At 48.7% G+C, this 15,106-nt stretch carries 17 protein-coding genes; 8 read left to right on the top strand and 9 right to left on the bottom strand.

Annotation, left to right across the window (positions count from 1 at the left end; all coding sequences use genetic code 11):
* Positions 1–74: 74 nt before the first annotated feature.
* Positions 75–1,442, bottom strand: coding sequence for an adenylosuccinate lyase (purB, locus tag ACO0LI_RS00570; protein ID WP_422949442.1), 1,368 nt, complete (start codon positions 1,440–1,442; stop codon positions 75–77).
* 264 nt (positions 1,443–1,706) lie between these two features.
* On the opposite strand from purB, the gene ACO0LI_RS00565 reads away from it, so the two are divergent.
* Positions 1,707–2,315 carry a glutathione S-transferase gene (locus ACO0LI_RS00565; protein ID WP_422949441.1) on the top strand — a complete coding sequence of 203 codons (609 nt, stop codon included), beginning with the start codon at positions 1,707–1,709 and terminating at the stop codon, positions 2,313–2,315.
* An 89-nt stretch (positions 2,316–2,404) separates the two neighbouring features.
* On the opposite strand, the gene bfr is transcribed toward ACO0LI_RS00565, so the two are convergent.
* Positions 2,405–2,881, bottom strand: coding sequence for a bacterioferritin (gene bfr / locus ACO0LI_RS00560; RefSeq protein WP_422949440.1), 477 nt, complete (start codon positions 2,879–2,881; stop codon positions 2,405–2,407).
* A 479-nt stretch (positions 2,882–3,360) separates the two neighbouring features.
* Between bfr and ACO0LI_RS00555 the strand changes: the two genes are divergently transcribed.
* The 5 genes from ACO0LI_RS00555 (at position 3,361) to ACO0LI_RS00535 (ending at position 7,070) form a co-directional block, all read left to right on the top strand.
* A complete protein-coding gene (locus ACO0LI_RS00555) occupies positions 3,361–3,684 on the top strand; it encodes a hypothetical protein (protein WP_422949439.1) in 324 nt (107 codons plus the stop codon).
* A 193-nt stretch (positions 3,685–3,877) separates the two neighbouring features.
* A complete protein-coding gene (locus ACO0LI_RS00550; RefSeq protein ID WP_422949438.1) occupies positions 3,878–4,603 on the top strand; it encodes a hypothetical protein in 726 nt (241 codons plus the stop codon).
* Between the two features lie 13 nt (positions 4,604–4,616).
* Positions 4,617–5,864 carry a hypothetical protein gene (locus tag ACO0LI_RS00545; protein ID WP_422949437.1) on the top strand — a complete coding sequence of 416 codons (1,248 nt, stop codon included), beginning with the start codon at positions 4,617–4,619 and terminating at the stop codon, positions 5,862–5,864.
* 156 nt (positions 5,865–6,020) lie between these two features.
* Positions 6,021–6,695 (top strand): hypothetical protein, encoded by a 675-nt coding sequence (locus ACO0LI_RS00540; RefSeq protein ID WP_423030087.1) that lies wholly within the window; start codon positions 6,021–6,023, stop codon positions 6,693–6,695.
* A gap of 132 nt (positions 6,696–6,827) precedes the next feature.
* Positions 6,828–7,070, top strand: coding sequence for a hypothetical protein (locus ACO0LI_RS00535; RefSeq protein ID WP_422949435.1), 243 nt, complete (start codon positions 6,828–6,830; stop codon positions 7,068–7,070).
* A 10-nt stretch (positions 7,071–7,080) separates the two neighbouring features.
* On the opposite strand, the gene ACO0LI_RS00530 is transcribed toward ACO0LI_RS00535, so the two are convergent.
* The 7 genes from ACO0LI_RS00530 to asd all read right to left on the bottom strand — a co-directional run bounded on the left by ACO0LI_RS00530 (position 7,081) and on the right by asd (position 11,669).
* Positions 7,081–7,791, bottom strand: coding sequence for an alpha/beta fold hydrolase (locus ACO0LI_RS00530; RefSeq protein ID WP_422949434.1), 711 nt, complete (start codon positions 7,789–7,791; stop codon positions 7,081–7,083).
* A 205-nt stretch (positions 7,792–7,996) separates the two neighbouring features.
* Positions 7,997–8,518 (bottom strand): hypothetical protein, encoded by a 522-nt coding sequence (locus ACO0LI_RS00525; protein WP_422949433.1) that lies wholly within the window; start codon positions 8,516–8,518, stop codon positions 7,997–7,999.
* Between the two features lie 419 nt (positions 8,519–8,937).
* Positions 8,938–9,615 (bottom strand): energy transducer TonB, encoded by a 678-nt coding sequence (locus ACO0LI_RS00520; RefSeq protein ID WP_422949432.1) that lies wholly within the window; start codon positions 9,613–9,615, stop codon positions 8,938–8,940.
* Positions 9,616–9,623: 8 nt separating this feature from the next.
* Positions 9,624–9,863, bottom strand: coding sequence for a (2Fe-2S)-binding protein (locus ACO0LI_RS00515; protein WP_422949431.1), 240 nt, complete (start codon positions 9,861–9,863; stop codon positions 9,624–9,626).
* A gap of 4 nt (positions 9,864–9,867) precedes the next feature.
* Positions 9,868–10,227, bottom strand: coding sequence for a hypothetical protein (locus ACO0LI_RS00510; RefSeq protein WP_422949430.1), 360 nt, complete (start codon positions 10,225–10,227; stop codon positions 9,868–9,870).
* A gap of 27 nt (positions 10,228–10,254) precedes the next feature.
* Complete coding sequence (gene hemP, locus ACO0LI_RS00505) at positions 10,255–10,470, bottom strand: hemin uptake protein HemP (RefSeq protein WP_422949429.1); 216 nt, start codon at positions 10,468–10,470, stop codon at positions 10,255–10,257.
* A gap of 332 nt (positions 10,471–10,802) precedes the next feature.
* The gene (gene asd, locus ACO0LI_RS00500) at positions 10,803–11,669 is read right to left on the bottom strand and encodes an archaetidylserine decarboxylase (protein ID WP_422949428.1); all 867 of its coding nucleotides are present in this window, start codon (positions 11,667–11,669) and stop codon (positions 10,803–10,805) included.
* 126 nt (positions 11,670–11,795) lie between these two features.
* On the opposite strand from asd, the gene ACO0LI_RS00495 reads away from it, so the two are divergent.
* A complete protein-coding gene (locus ACO0LI_RS00495; RefSeq protein ID WP_422949427.1) occupies positions 11,796–13,151 on the top strand; it encodes an HD-GYP domain-containing protein in 1,356 nt (451 codons plus the stop codon).
* A 5-nt stretch (positions 13,152–13,156) separates the two neighbouring features.
* Positions 13,157–15,079, top strand: coding sequence for a PAS domain-containing sensor histidine kinase (locus tag ACO0LI_RS00490; protein WP_422949426.1), 1,923 nt, complete (start codon positions 13,157–13,159; stop codon positions 15,077–15,079).
* Positions 15,080–15,106: the final 27 nt, after the last annotated feature.

The raw sequence follows: 15,106 nt of genomic DNA, 5'->3' as shown, positions 1-15,106 counted from the left end.
AAAACAAAACAGGCAGATCATTTGATCTGCCTGTTTTGTTTGGTGCTGCTAAAACCCAGTTTTTAAAACTTAGTTTAAATCGCTTTCGCCAGTTTCGCCGCAATACCAGTGTAGTTCGCCGGTGTCATTGCCAGCAGCAAATCCTTGGCATCGCGCGGGATCGCCAGGCCTTCAACAAACTCTTGCAAGGCGGCTTTGGTGATGCCTTTGCCGCGAGTCAGTTCTTTCAATTGTTCGTAAGCGTTCTCAACTGCATAACGGCGCATCACGGTTTGCACTGGTTCTGCCAATACTTCCCAGGTTGCATCAAGGTCTGCTGCCAGGCGCTCTGGATTGGTTTCCAGCTTGTTCAAGCCGCGCAGGCAACTGTCGTAGGCCAGCAAGGTGTAGCCAAAAGCTACACCTATATTGCGCAAGACGGTAGAGTCAGTCAGGTCACGCTGCCAGCGGGAAACTGGCAATTTTTCAGACAGATGACGCAACAGCGAATTAGCCAGACCCAGGTTGCCTTCAGAATTTTCAAAGTCGATAGGATTGACTTTATGCGGCATGGTGGATGAACCGATTTCGCCTGCCTTGGTTTTTTGCTTGAAATAGCCGACAGAAATATAACCCCAGATGTCACGGTTCAGATCCAGCAGAATGGTGTTGGCGCGTGCGAAGGCATCAAACATCTCGGCCATATAATCATGCGGCTCGATCTGTATCGTGTATGGGTTATAGGTCAGGCCCAGACGCTGCTCCACGACGTTTTTGGAAAAACTTTCCCAGTCATGCTGCGGGTAGGCAGACAGGTGGGCATTGTAGTTGCCCACTGCGCCATTCATCTTGCCCAGAATTTCTACCTGTTCTATACGCTTGATGGCGCGCTGCAGACGTGCAACGACGTTGGCCATTTCCTTGCCCAGGGTAGTTGGGCTGGCTGTCTGACCATGGGTGCGGGAAAGCATAGGCACTTCAGCATTTGCATGTGCGATTTCTGTAAGCTTGCTGATCAGCTTTTGCAGCGATGGCAGCATCACCTCATTACGCGCTGTCTTCAGCATCATGCCGTGAGAAGTGTTATTGATATCTTCAGAAGTGCAGGCAAAGTGAATGAATTCACTGGCAGCAACCAGTTCAGGCACATCCTTGACTTGCTCTTTGAGCCAATATTCAACCGCCTTGACGTCATGGTTGGTGACGGCTTCGATTTCCTTGATGCGTTGCGCATCTGCTTCAGAAAACCCGGCAACGAGTTTATCGAGCAAGGCATTTGCCTCCGGGGAAAAAGCCTTGATCTCATCAAAACCGGCTTGTGACAAAGCTTGCAGCCAGGACACTTCAACTTTAACGCGGTGATGCATGAAGCCAGCTTCAGACAAGGTGGCGCGCAAGGCATCCACTTTGCTTGCATAACGACCGTCGAGTGGAGAGAGAGCAGAGAGTGAGGATAGGGACATGATGGACTATAGAGATGGAATGACAGAAAGCCTTGCGCAAAAAACAACAAAAGTGTAGATTTTGCAAATCACCATGATTTGGCAAAAATTTACAATTGTTGTGCAAATACAGTTTTTTTTGCACCGTATACGCGATTTTACCATTTGAATGCGTTCAAATTATAGAATCGTAGTGATGTTGCTGCTCCGCACGTCAGCCCCCGCAAGCATGGGTTTACAGGCAGGCGATGCTATAATCCGCGCTAAACCTACTACCAGATTCCTATGAAACTTATTGGCTCCATCACTAGTCCTTTTGTCAGAAAAGTCCGCGTTGTCATGGCGGAGAAAAAACTTGATTACGTTTTTGTGCAAGAAAATGTGTGGGCAGCAGACTCCACAATACAGCAATCAAATCCCCTCGGGAAAGTACCCTGTCTCTTGATGGAAGACGGTGGTGCCATGTTTGATTCGCGCGTCATTGTCGAATATATCGACACCCTGACGCCAGTCGGCAAGCTCATTCCTTCGCAAGGCCGTGAACGTGTGGAAGTTAAATGCTGGGAAGCCCTGGCAGATGGCATCATGGATGCCGCCATTCTGGTACGTCTGGAAAAAACCTTGCGCCCTGCTGAACAGCAAAGCCAGGAATGGATAGACAGGCAAATGAGCAAGGTGCATGCGGGTTTGAAATCCATGTCTAGTGGCCTTGGTGATACCGCGTTCTGTACCGGCAATCACCTGACCCTCGCTGATATCAGCGTGGCCTGCGCACTGGGCTGGCTGGGCTTCCGCTTCCCGGAAATAGACTGGCGTGGTGACTATCCAAATCTCGCAAAACTGTTCGATAAATTATCGGAACGTGCTTCTTTCAAAGACACTTTGCCACAATAAATACAAAAAGCCGGACTGAAAACTAAAAGGGATGTAGCGCAAGCTCCATCCCTTTCTTGTTTTTAGCGAAGCAAAAAAATTGCTGTGACTTATTCTTCTGTAGACATTTGTGATTGCAAATAATTCTGGATACCGATTTTCTCTATCAATTCCAGCTGCGTCTCCAGCCAGTCTATATGCTCTTCAGTATCTTCCAAAATGACCTGGAACAAATCGCGTGACACATAATCGCCGACTGCTTCACAGGTGGCGACGCCTTCCTTGACTGTCTTTTGCGCAGCAACTTCCAGCTTCAAATCACATCCCAGCATTTCTACCGTTTCTTCACCTATCATCAGCTTGTGCAGGGCTTGCAGATTTGGCAGACCACCCAGCATGAGGATGCGGTCGATGAGTTTGTCAGCATGCTTCATTTCGCCTATGGATTCTTCGTATTCCTTCTTGGCTATTTTTTCAAAGCCCCAATGCTTGTACATGCGTGCATGCAAAAAATACTGATTGATCGCACTCAATTCATTGGTGAGTTGTGCATTAAGCAGTTTGATGACTTTCGCGTCGCCTTTCATGGCTTTCCTTCCTGTGGCTATGGATATTGATGGTGAGGTGTTTGCTGACGAGCTTTATGCTTGCAGGCTTTTATCACATGATAGATCATTCGGCAGCAGTTGCAAAATGAAGATGACCTGCATCACTGAATTTAATGAATTAAATGCTTGAGTGAGACAATATTCTTGATGCTGATTGAGGAGGTGAAGAGCAATTATTCTCATTTAGTTTTCTATAACTCTGAAAAGAGAAAAAGCCTTTCAGTGCTTAGCCTTAGTTTGCGCTAAATTTATCACTAGACATTTGCATCTGGTTCTGGCTCGCTGTTCGCTTGATTGTTGAATTGAATAATTTGCAGACCTTAAATTTCAGCTCTTTCAAGCTGAGCTTTTTTTAAGCTGTTTTGGTTTCATATTGCCCGGACAAAAATCCGATTTATTTATCGCTAATGTAGTAGTGAAAAATTTGACTAAAGCTTTTATGTTCTTTGAAAGCAGATATGGATGAGTTTCGAAATAAATATCATCTACTGATTGGTGCGTATGTGGATGCCCGAAAACTGTTATGCGCTTCGATACGGGATGAATCCTCGATTAACGAATTACTTGCTTATGGAGAAGACGTTATGGCGTCTGAACCGGGGATTGCCTTGCGATTTTTCGGAAGAGTGTTGGAGCTAGATTCCAAGAATATCAGTGCACTAGTTTATTCAGCGCTTTGTTATTGGTCCGCTGGTGATGATGTAGGCTTCCAAAAATTACTTGACCGAGCATTGAAGCTTGCACCTGAGGATCCAAAAGTGCTGGAATTGGTCGATCTCTGAGCCAGTTTTTTCTCATTCGTATGATCTCTTCACTTCGCAGAGCTGAGTCTGTTGACGGTGACGGCAAGGGTGGTATACTGCGATTGCTAAGTTGGCAATATTTAAAGTACTTTGAGTCGGCCTGAAAATATTGTGCGATTTGATTTGTAGGTCAGGAACTCTTCGCTTGTTAATAATCCGAAAGGATCTAATAGTGCAATTCAGTACCATTGCTTCATCATCGCCCTCAACTTCAAATGCAGAGCCGGCAAAACATAGGCGTATGAACGCCATTCGCCTGGTCTTTGCTTCGGCCTTACTTGTCATGCTGACGACTTCATGCGCGCAAAGCCGTGATGCACCGGCACAGGGAAATAATTCTTCGGGTACTGCCTCTTCCTCAACTTCTATCGCCAACAAGAAATCTATGGAAACCTCTGATCAAAATGCATCTCCAGAAGTACCGCAAATGACTGCCGAGGAAATCAGCAAGCGCATGCTGGACCTGATGGGCAAGATTAAAACGGCTGAGGATATTTCTGCCAAAAATCTGGAAATTGCGACTGGCCTCAAGGTCTACGTTAACGCTGATAATCCCGGTAAATATGCGACTGGAGCAAAAATTACCGATACCTGGTTCTTTAACATTAAAGTGATATCCGGTAGCAAAGACGGCGAAGCCAGTCGGCTGATATTTTCGTTTGACGACCAAACCCATAGCGGTGCCGATATGACATCGATCTGCAAAGTCGATTTTGAGGCCTATAAGAAACGCCTGACTGAATTCGGTTTTCAATCAGAGCCTTACTATGGCGAACACAATCGACTCATTTATTGGAATTTCTCGCGCGGTAAAGTCGAATTACAAATTTCCATTCGTGGAGAAAGTGACGAAAATGTGAAACACGATTGTGTCTCCATGATAGTCATTGACGTCTAGAGGGAAAAGTCACATGAACGGACCGAATCCCAAACCCAATGCGGCGCCACCGACTGCTGAGCAAAAGCTTGATAAGATCATCAAGGACTTTGGTGATGCCAACAAGACCGCGAACAATAATCCCGGCGATGACTTGGCCAAGCTTCTTGAGGTTTCTCCTGATCTGAAGAAGCGCATTCTTGACTCAGTCGATAAAGGGTATTTAACTAAATTTCAGGCGCTTCCTGCCAATTCTGGCACAGGCGGTTCGTATGACCCGAGTGCAAAAGCCATCAATGTCCCGATGAATGTACTCCAGAAAGCCAGTACGAACGAACGCGATAAGGGTGAGTTGATTTTTGTGATGGGTCACGAAATCCAGCATTCATTCAATGCTGCCGCAACCAAAAAGATAACCCAGGATTTCCTTGCTGGGACTAAGGTGCTGGCAACGAGCAAGGCATCGCCGCACGACTATACCAAGGTGACTGAAGACTTTATCCAGGCTTCTCGTAAAGACGAGGCCTCTGCACATATCGGCGGCTTCAATGCGATTGTCTCGCAAGCCAGGAAAGCCAACCCCAAAGCAACGCTTGAAGACATTTACGATACTGCTCCGGGGCGCATGCAGGATTTCATTACCGTGAGCGGCACGCCAGGAAATTATAACTACGCGATGAAGCCAGGCCTGACCGTCGATGCTGACATGAGCATGCCCTATTCAAAGGATAATGTCGCAGCCATGGGCAAGTATTACTTTGATAAATCCGCAAAGGAGTCCAGGCTTGGGTCAAATCACAATCTCGATTACACCAACTTCTACGGTAGCTGGGCAGTCAATGTTGCGGGTAACAATGAGAAAGCGTATCAGGATTTTTATCACAAAACTGACAAGAAATACGCGACGCCTGAAGTGCAGTTCGACATGAAGCGCCTGGGCTTGCAACAAGACCTGATCAATCAGAATGTAAAGTTTTCCGACAACAAAGCCTTTTCTTATGTCGATACCAGCGATGGCAAGAAACAGCCTGCAACTTTCGATCCGAACGCGCATCCTAACCCTGCTCCTCCGGTAAGTCCTGTCACGAGCCATGCATTGGCGAGGGATACCAAACGTGATCTGCCTGACGGAACAGCCGTCCCGCTGAACTCGTCAAAGGCTGTGCCCATGTCGCCCGCCAAGAACAGTGCAGACCTGCTCATGGGCGACGATACGCCATCCAGCCGTTTGCTCAGGAGCGTGCCCGAATCACTTAAAGCCGCTCAACCCAAGCCAGGGTGAGCGCGAGAATTTACATAAAAATGTAACCAGGAATAGGGACGCTTGCAACTGCCCTGAGTTTTATATATGTATACGCAGGTGTTGATAATTTGAAAGGACCTGGTTATGCGATCCAGAGCTTTTGTTTCGTCGTCTCTCTCATCTTCAAATGCAGAGTTGGCAAAGCATCTCCGCATTAGCACCAGTCGTTTGGTCTTCGCTTTAGTGCTAATTACCATGCTTTCGACATTTTGTGCGCAAAGCCGTGGCGCATTGGCAGAAGGAAATAATTCTTCTGGTACCTACTCTTCCTCAACTTCTATCGCAAACAAGAAATTTATGGATATCTCTCATCAAAGCGTATCGCCGGAAGTTCCGCAAATGACTGCTGAGGAAATCAACAAGCGTATGCTGGACTTGATAGGCAAGATTAAAACGGCTGAGGATATTTCTGCCAAAAATCTGGAAATCGCGACTGGTCTCAAGGTTTACTTTGATCCTGCAAATTCCAGGGAATATGGAACCGGAGCGAAAATTACTGATACCTGGTTCTTTAATATTACCGTGATCTCCGGTAGCAAAGATGGCGAGCGCAGCCGTTTGCTATTTTCCTTCGACGATCAAACTCATAGCCACGCCGATATGACCACGATCTGCAAAATCGATTTTGAAGCCTATGCAAAACGATTGAACGAACTCGGCTTTCAACAGAAGCCTGTTTATGGCGAACACGGTCGCCGCGTTACCTGGATTTTCTCACGTGATGAAATTGTGATTCATATGGACATTCGTGGAGAAAGCAAAGAAAAGCCTGATCACGATTGCGTCTCCATGATCACCATTAGCGCTTAAAATCGATGTCATATGACCGGACCAAATCACAACCCGAATGTGGCACCGCCGATTGCTTAGCAAAAGCTTCATCAGATTCTCAAGGACTTCGGTAATGCCAACAAGACTGCGAATAATAATCCGGGTGATGATTTGGCCAAGGTCCTCGACGCCTCTCCCGATTTGAAGAAACGTATCCTCGACTCTGTCGATAAAGGCTACTTAAGCAAATTTCAGGCACTGCCCCCCAGCTCTGGTACTGGCGGCTCGTATGACCCAAGTGCAAAAGCCATCAATGTACCGATGGATGCACTCAAAGGTGCCGACACCAATCCACGCGACAAGGCCGAGTTGATTTTTGTGATGGGTCATGAAATTATGCAACAGGGAATATAGCAGCTTGCAACTAAGCTGGAGTTTCCAGGGGATCAGCGATCCACTTGATCAAGGCACTGTTAACGGCGAGAGGTTGTTCGAGTGTAGACGCATGGCCGCATTGAGGGATGACCGTCAATCGCGCGGCGGGAATAGCTGCTGCGATTTCTGCAGCTAATTCTGGTGGGGTGAGAATATCTGAATCTCCTACGAGAACAAGCGTCGGTACTGAAATAAATGATAAGCAGGGGCGACTATCTACACGCGAGATAATTGCATCAGTCTGCCGTTCAAAAGCATCGATGCCAACTGCCATCGCCATTCGGATATTTATCTCGCACAAGTTGGCGTCACCCTTATGCGATGGATGGACAATGGAATTTAAAGCTTCTGATGCGAGCGTAGTAAAGTCACCTTCGCGGAAGTTTGCAACCATGGCTCGACGTTGTTTGATCTGCTCAGCACTATCCGGGCGCGCCGATGTATCTAGAAGCGCAAGCTTGAGTACGCGCTCTGGTGCCTGTCGCATGATCTCAAGGCAAATATAACCACCCATTGAAATGCCGGCGAGTGCAAATTGAGAGGGTGCTGTGGCCAGGATTGTGGACGCCATCTCGGCTATTGATTTCCCCTCCAGCGTCGATGCAATAGTCACGGGCCCAAACTGCCACAAAGCAGGTATTTGGAAGGCGAAAGCTTCTGCTGAACAAAGCAATCCGGGTACTAGGACAATAGGCTGCATTTACGTATCCAGAAGGATCCAGTTAAATTATTGTTGGATGTAAATTCCGATGTTTGACGCTAATGCTGTGTCAGGAATGAATTTCTCGGGTCGATCATGGTGAAAATTTTCAATGCCTGCACAGATGCTCCATGAAGCCAGGGCACAGTTTGTCATGCCGCTGATGAGATTGATAACGCAGATAAGGCTAAGTAAGTCCAGCCCGTCATTTATCCGGATAGCCATTGTAAAATTCACTGGCTATTTTCCACTGCTGGTTGATTTTGATAAGCTGAATCACTTTCCATCCCTTTCCCTGATAGTCCTGGTCCCTGCCGGCGCTTTCATAGTCTAGCGAAATTTGGGCTAAACTTCCAAGTTGCTCGATTTTGATGTTGGAAAATCTTTGCTTCAATTTGCTACCACTTTCAAATACTGACTTTCTGAAATCGGCGTATTTTTGTATGCTTTGCAAACCATATTTTTTGTTTCCGTTGATGTTGTCAGGGATGTACGAAAACGGAATATTCAGGTCCAGAAGCTGTGATTCAAATAAAACCCGGTCACCGTTTGAGAATGCCTGGACATAATTTGCCAAAATTTGTCGTAACTGTTGATCATCCTGTTTGGCAGGTACATTCCAACCCGGCATTTCTGTATTGGCTGCTGTAACGGCACTAAGGTTCGTGATATTGCCAAGCACGAGGAAGATCAGGGCAATCAAAGTTTTATTAGACGACAGCTTCATGGTTACTCCTGGTTGGTTGTTTATATTCGTCAGGGTAATGCACGTCCGTTGCTGGAGCTATCGAATTTTGTTGATGCCAGGTATTAAGCTTACTAATGGCTCACTAATGGCTCACTGAGGTTGGATTAAAGGCTGATGAATTCCAATTGATAAATTCTATAAGTGGTCGCCGATATTTTCACCTGATTGCATTTTTTGAAACTCTCCAAGTGTGTCGATCATTCAGGAGGCGAGTTCCATACACTTCGAAAGGGCTTATCTTGAGGTTGTGCAAACACTGCTTAAGCGAATCCATGTCCTTACCAATACCGAGCCGGCCATTATCAAAGAAAATAAGGAAAAGCTGAATGTGCCACAGAAATAAAAAAAGCCAGATCGCGCAATTGCCGCAATCTGGCTTGTCCCGGGGAGGGGATTTTTTAGCTGCTCAGCGAGAAGCTGATCGTTGCCGTGGCAATCACTGTCAGGGCTTTGCCATCTTCAAAATAAGGTTTAAAAATAGCGCGCAATATGGCAACTTTGGCGGCTTCGTCAAGGCGGTTCGAGCCGGATGATTTTTGTACATCGACTTTTTCTGCCTGGCCTTTTTCATTGACCAATATACGCAGGGTCACTTTGCCTTCTTCGCCCATGCGTCTGGACATGGCTGGATAATCTGCCTGCGGCGCGCGCACATATTCAACCGCACTGATCTGTTTTGGCTGTGCCGGAGCGGCTGGTGCCGGGGCGGTTTCCACTTTTGCTGCAACAGGTGCCGGTTGTGGTGCAGGAGGGGCTGCCTGTGTCGTAATCTGATGTACATCCGCCGGTATTTCTACCACTGGAACGATATGCGGGACCACCGGGACGGGTACTTGTACTGTCGTCAGTTTTTTCAGGGGGACTGGCTTGGGTGGTGGTTCTGATTTTACTGCGGGTGGCTCGACAAAGGTCATGACGACTTCTTTGGGCAATATTTGTACCGCGTGTGTCAGCAAACCATGCTGCAAAGCGTAAAACAGGGCCAGGTGCGCTGCAACGATGGCACCAAGCGACAGGATGCGGGATTTGGGGGCAGTAAAGTCTTGTGGGGCTTGTTGTAGAGTGAGTGTGGACATGGTAAACCTCACGCAGTGACGGCGTTGGGCTGGAAGTGTAGTTGTTGAATGAAGTTCTGGAAGCCGGATGCATTATTGCTTTTCTCATCGAGGCACTGGCGCATGACTTTGCGTGCGCAACCGGCACATTTGCCGCAGCAAGTGCCTACATCAAGTTGCTCGCGCAGTTCGGCCATCGTGCTGACACCCATGGCGACAGCCTGATGAATTTTCTTTTCCGATACATTATTGCAAACGCATACAATCATGAAGCTACTCCATTAATGCAGATTTTTTACCGGTGAAGGCCAGCAACCAGCCCAATTTGCGCAATCTGGTTTTTTGCGCTGCCTTCTTTTCTACCAGGCTGGCCCATTGCTCGGATAATTGCTGGCAAGTGGCTTTGAGCACAGGTGCCAGATCCGGCAAATTCGCCAGCGCATTCAAATGTCTTTCTATGACTGATGCCAGCCTGGTGCTGGCTTGCTCAGCCTCTTCCTGGGTCGTACTATTCGTGCTGTTGACTGTGTAATGCGACATCAGGTGCAATACTGCAGAAACCAGCAGTTCAGGCTGCTTGGATGTGGCAGTCAAACCCGATAATTCTTCGTTCGTCAGCGTTCCACCTGGCATGTCCAGTCTCCAAGTATGATCAGCGTTTTACGCCGTCAATATGAGCTTGTTCAGTTGCGTAATGCGCAGCCGGTAAATACGACCCGCATGATCAATTTCCAGTTCACGCTTTTGCTGCATCAGATCACCGCTCTTGATACGCGGGATTTCTTTTGGAGCTTGCGCTGCTGCTGTTTTTACGGCTGTTGTCGCTGCTGTAATAGCTAGATCAGCGTGCTGGTGTAGAGCGTTATATGTAGTCATATTTACCTTGCAAATCTAAACGATAACAATTCTTATTTAGATTATTGAATATTCGAACATGTTTGGCAAGTGTTTTTTGTTGATATTCATCAGTTCAAGGTTTACTTTTGCCTTGCTCATTAAAGTGGCAAACTAAATACGCCGGAAAAATGGCCGCAAGGCAATGCTTCTGGCAAATGCTTGCTGCTTTGGTATGGAAATACTGAAGAGACTATGGGGGCTTGGCTGGATACTTACCCAGGCATCCTGTATGGGTTGCCTGGGCCGTGAATGTGAGGTGCGGTCTTACAGCGGTCTTGACGGGTACAACTTCTGTGAGCAGCCTATATGATTTAGCTGGATGTTAGATGGTCTGAGGGGTGCTCGCCCATGGCCTCACCCATGCAAATGGCTTTGGCCGGCGTCCAGGCCGGGTTGAACTCCACCGTGCCTTTGGGGAATAGCATGACGACAGTTGAGCCCAGCAGGAACCTGCCCATTTCATCCCCCTTTTTCAAGATGATTTGCTGGTCATCGTAACGCCATTCGCGCACGGTGGCTGTGCGGGGCGGGTTGACGATGCCATGCCAGGTAGTGGCCATGCTGCCAACGATGGTAGCACCGACCAGTGTCAGCACAAAAGGACCAAAGGCGGATTCAAATACGCATACCACGCGTTCATTGCGGGCAAACAGGCCAGGCACACCGCGCGCGGTGGTTGGATTAACCGAGAATAATGCACCTGGCACATAGATCATGCGCGTCAGGCGGCCATCGCAAGGCATATGTATGCGGTGGTAGTCGCGCGGGCTCAGGTACAGCGTGGCAAAGCTGCCATCTTCAAATAGTGAGGCCAACTGGCTGTCGCCACCGACCAGGGCGGTAGTGCTATAGCTATGCCCCTTGGCCTGAAAAATCTGGTCTTTTTGTATAGGGCCGAACTGGCTGATGCCCCCATCTACCGGGCTCAGCAAGTCGCTGCTGGCGAACGGGCGTGCATCCGCACGTAGCGGGCGGGTAAAAAATTCATTGAAGCTGGCGTAGCTGCTGATGTCCGGATTGGCAGCCTCCTGCATATTCACATTGTATTTGCCGACAAACCAGCGTATCAGGCTGGTGGTGAGCTTGCCTGCCTTGGCATTGGCAACTTTGCCGGCGAATACAGTCAGAGCCTGTTTAGGCATTAAATATTGGGGCAGGACGGCAAGGCGATCGGACACGGCGACTCACTTTTCAAAATGTACAGGAAGTGGATTATAACGTTGAGCGGGCAAAAGCCTGCTGTTTCTGCGCTAATCGCAGACGCATCGTGATAAATTGTTTCTCCTGAGCTAAGGTTTTTGCAAATGAGGGGGGCGTATGCTATCGTCAATAGAAATACTTATTATTGCGTCCCCATGTCTGATGATAGCCAGCTAATTGTGATTGATCAGATCCGGATCGGAATGTTCATCAAACTCGACCTGAGTTGGTTCCAGCATTCTTTTCCGATGAACTCGTTCAAGATCACCAGTCAACATCAGATTGACGACCTGATCGCGCTCAAGCTCAAGCATGTACGCTATATCCCGTCCAAATCCGATCCTGTCGCTGCGAAGCCGCCCACTACTCCTCAGGCTGTGCCAGCTCAGGTAGCCGATACCGCGCCCAAAAAAGTGTATGCCAGCATCATGGATGCCAAGCGCGCACGTTTTGAAAAACTGCAGAAGCAACGTGACGAAATTGCCCGCTGCGAAGAAAAATTCGTGCAGGCTGCCAGCGTGGTCAAAAATATCAACCGCCTGATTTTTTCCAGACCAAAGGAAACCATAGTCGAAGCAGGCAAGCTGGTCGATAGCATGTCAGAAGTGCTACTCAGCGGCAACGACACCGTCATGCACCTGATACAACAGACAGCTGGCAATGAGGAATTGTATTTTCATACATTGAATGTCTCGGTGCTGGCGATGATGCTGGCCAATGAAATGAAATGCAGCGATGAGATGATCAAGGAAATAGGCATTGCCGCGCTGTTCCATGATCTGGGTAAGGTCAATGTGCCCGAGCATATCGTTCACAAGACTGAGCCACTGACCAGGCCTGAGCAAAATTTCTTTGAGCTGCATCCGGTATACGGGCTTGAAGTAGGTAAAAAAGCAGGCTTGTCGCCAGTGGTGCTTGATGTCATTGCCCAGCATCATGAATTCATGGACGGTACCGGCTATCCACACCAACTGAAAGGTGACGCGATCACCATGCATACGCGTATTGTGACGATTGCCAATGTGTACGATAATTTGTGTAACCACAATGACCCCAAACAGTCATTGACCCCGCATGAGGCTTTATCGACCATGTATGCCCACAGGCGTGCGCAGTTTGATACTGCCATCATGGCTACCCTGGTCAAGAGCCTGGGTGTGTATCCACCAGGTACCCTGGTCAGATTATCGAACGAGGCCGTTGGCCTGGTCATGAATGTGAATGTAGGCAAGCCCTTGCGGCCACGCGTGCTGGTGTATGACGCCGAGATTCCCAAGGAAGATGCCATCATTCTGGATCTCGCAGAAGAGAACAAGGAATTGTCCATCAATGCCAGCATCAGGCCAGGCTTGTTGCCCAGGGCAATTTTTAATTACCTGAACCCGCGTAAAAGGGTCAATTATTATTTTGACTCGCAATCGCAGAAAACACAGGGCGGCCCTTTACCAGGCCAGAATTAGCAGAAATGACCGACGCCGGCATGTCACAGTCAGTATCCGTTTTGAACCATGGATTACTGCGCCATATCATCAACCATAGTCGTGAAGCGATTCTGGTGGTGGATATGCAGCATATGGTATTGGTCGATGCCAACCAGCTTGCCTGCCTGATGCTGGCCTATACCCGAGATGAATTACTGGGTTCACCACTGGCAAATATAGAGTGTTCCTTGCAGGATGTCTTCTTTTGGGAAGCCTTGCGGGCAGATGCGCAGGCTGAGGGCAGGGCTGTTGCGGAAAGCGAATGGATCAACCTCCATGGTGTTTCTTTTCCGGTAGAAAAACGCGTTTCGACTTTTGCTGATAGTGGCAAAGAGTTTTTTATCATCCATGCCGAAGACATTACCCACAGGCGCGAACTGGTCGATGGGCATGTGCATCTGGTAGCACAATTGCAAAGCTCGCTCGATGCCACTGCTGAGGGCATCCTGTCGATAGACTTGAATGGCAATGTGGTGAACATCAACCAGCGCTTTTCTTCCATGTGGCAATTGAAAGATGAATTGCTGGCGTCGCGTGATGAAGTGCAGATGTTTGCCCATCTCAAGCATGCCTTGCAAGACGCCGACGGTTTTTTTGCCAGCCTCGAAAAAATCAAGGATGACCCCAACCTTGAAACAGAAGATTTGATGACCCTGAAAGACGGGCGTTATTTTATCTGTGTGTCCAAGCCAGAATTCATGCGTGACAGGCGGGTAGGGCGGGTTTTCAGCGTGCGCGATATTACCCAGATGAAAGAAGCTGAGTGCAGTCTGGTGGCAGCCAGGGATGCAGCTGAGCGCGCCAGCAAGGAAAAATCGCGCATGCTGGAAGCGCTGCTGATCAGTGAATCACGCCTGCGCCGCCTCGTCAATTCCAGCCTCATTGGCATCATGCAGGGTAACCTCAGTGGCCGGCTTACCGAAGCCAATGATGTCTTGCTGCAACTGGCTGGTGTGCAAAGGCGGGAGTTTGTCGAGTCTGGCATGAGCTGGCTGGAAAGAACCACAGAAGAAAGTCACACCCTGCACCAGAATGCCATGGCAGAAATACGTCAGCATGGTCAGGCCAGGCCCTATGAAGGTGAGTTGATACGCAAGGATGGGCAGCGTATTCCCGTCATGGTAGGTCTGGCGCAACTCGAAGGTTCGCTCGAAGAGTGGGTGGGCTTTGTGCTGGACCTGACTGAACAACGCAAGGCTGACCGCATCAAGTCTGAATTCATTTCCGTTGTCAGCCATGAATTGCGTACCCCACTGACGTCAATACGCGGTGCACTGGGTTTACTGGAGAGTGGCGTCGCCGGTGAGCTCACCGCCAAGACCATGCAACTCATCAAGGTCGCGCACAGGAATTGCCAGCGCCTGGGTGTGCTGGTCAATGACATCCTGGACATGGAAAAGCTGGCCTCCGGCAAAATGGTCATCAATATCGAGCGCTTCGACCTGGTTGCCGTGACCAGGCAGGCGATAGAAGCCAATGCCGGTTATGCCCAGGCCCTGAATGTGCGTTACTGCTTCGCTGGTCACCCGGAAAACGCCTGGGCTATGGGAGACAATGTGCGCGTCATGCAGGTATTTGCCAATTTACTGTCGAATGCTGCCAAGTTTTCCCCGAATGGGGCTGAAGTGCAAATCCGCATTACCGACAATGCCGGCATTTATAAGGTCGAGGTTGAAGATCATGGGCAAGGCATACCCGAGGCCTTCAAGGATCAGGTGTTCAAGAAATTTGCCCAGGCAGACGGCACCAATACCCGGCAACAGGGCGGTACCGGCCTGGGTTTGAATATCACCAAGACCTTCGTCGAAAAAATGGGTGGTGAAATCGGCTTTGAAACGGAAGAGGGCAAGGGCAGCATATTCTGGTTTACGCTACTGGCCTCCGCTCATCGCCGCCACGACAGATAGTAGCCAGACTTGATATTCTGGTATTAC

It is taken from the genome of Undibacterium sp. Tian12W (assembly GCF_049339405.1).
Lineage (GTDB): Bacteria > Pseudomonadota > Gammaproteobacteria > Burkholderiales > Burkholderiaceae_D > Undibacterium.
The sequence above is the reverse complement of the archived record's forward strand: the minus strand, read 5'-3'. Positions and strand labels throughout refer to the sequence as shown.

Coding starts and splice junctions, on each gene's coding strand:
- purB (WP_422949442.1), bottom strand. CDS start 1,442: ATGTCCCTATCCTCACTCTCTGCTCTCTCTCCACTCGACGGTCGTTAT.
- ACO0LI_RS00565 (WP_422949441.1), top strand. CDS start 1,707: ATGAAACTTATTGGCTCCATCACTAGTCCTTTTGTCAGAAAAGTCCGC.
- bfr (WP_422949440.1), bottom strand. CDS start 2,881: ATGAAAGGCGACGCGAAAGTCATCAAACTGCTTAATGCACAACTCACC.
- ACO0LI_RS00555 (WP_422949439.1), top strand. CDS start 3,361: ATGGATGAGTTTCGAAATAAATATCATCTACTGATTGGTGCGTATGTG.
- ACO0LI_RS00545 (WP_422949437.1), top strand. CDS start 4,617: ATGAACGGACCGAATCCCAAACCCAATGCGGCGCCACCGACTGCTGAG.
- ACO0LI_RS00530 (WP_422949434.1), bottom strand. CDS start 7,791: ATGCAGCCTATTGTCCTAGTACCCGGATTGCTTTGTTCAGCAGAAGCT.
- ACO0LI_RS00525 (WP_422949433.1), bottom strand. CDS start 8,518: ATGAAGCTGTCGTCTAATAAAACTTTGATTGCCCTGATCTTCCTCGTG.
- ACO0LI_RS00520 (WP_422949432.1), bottom strand. CDS start 9,615: ATGTCCACACTCACTCTACAACAAGCCCCACAAGACTTTACTGCCCCC.
- ACO0LI_RS00515 (WP_422949431.1), bottom strand. CDS start 9,863: ATGATTGTATGCGTTTGCAATAATGTATCGGAAAAGAAAATTCATCAG.
- ACO0LI_RS00510 (WP_422949430.1), bottom strand. CDS start 10,227: ATGCCAGGTGGAACGCTGACGAACGAAGAATTATCGGGTTTGACTGCC.
- hemP (WP_422949429.1), bottom strand. CDS start 10,470: ATGACTACATATAACGCTCTACACCAGCACGCTGATCTAGCTATTACA.
- ACO0LI_RS00495 (WP_422949427.1), top strand. CDS start 11,796: ATGAGGGGGGCGTATGCTATCGTCAATAGAAATACTTATTATTGCGTC.
- ACO0LI_RS00490 (WP_422949426.1), top strand. CDS start 13,157: ATGACCGACGCCGGCATGTCACAGTCAGTATCCGTTTTGAACCATGGA.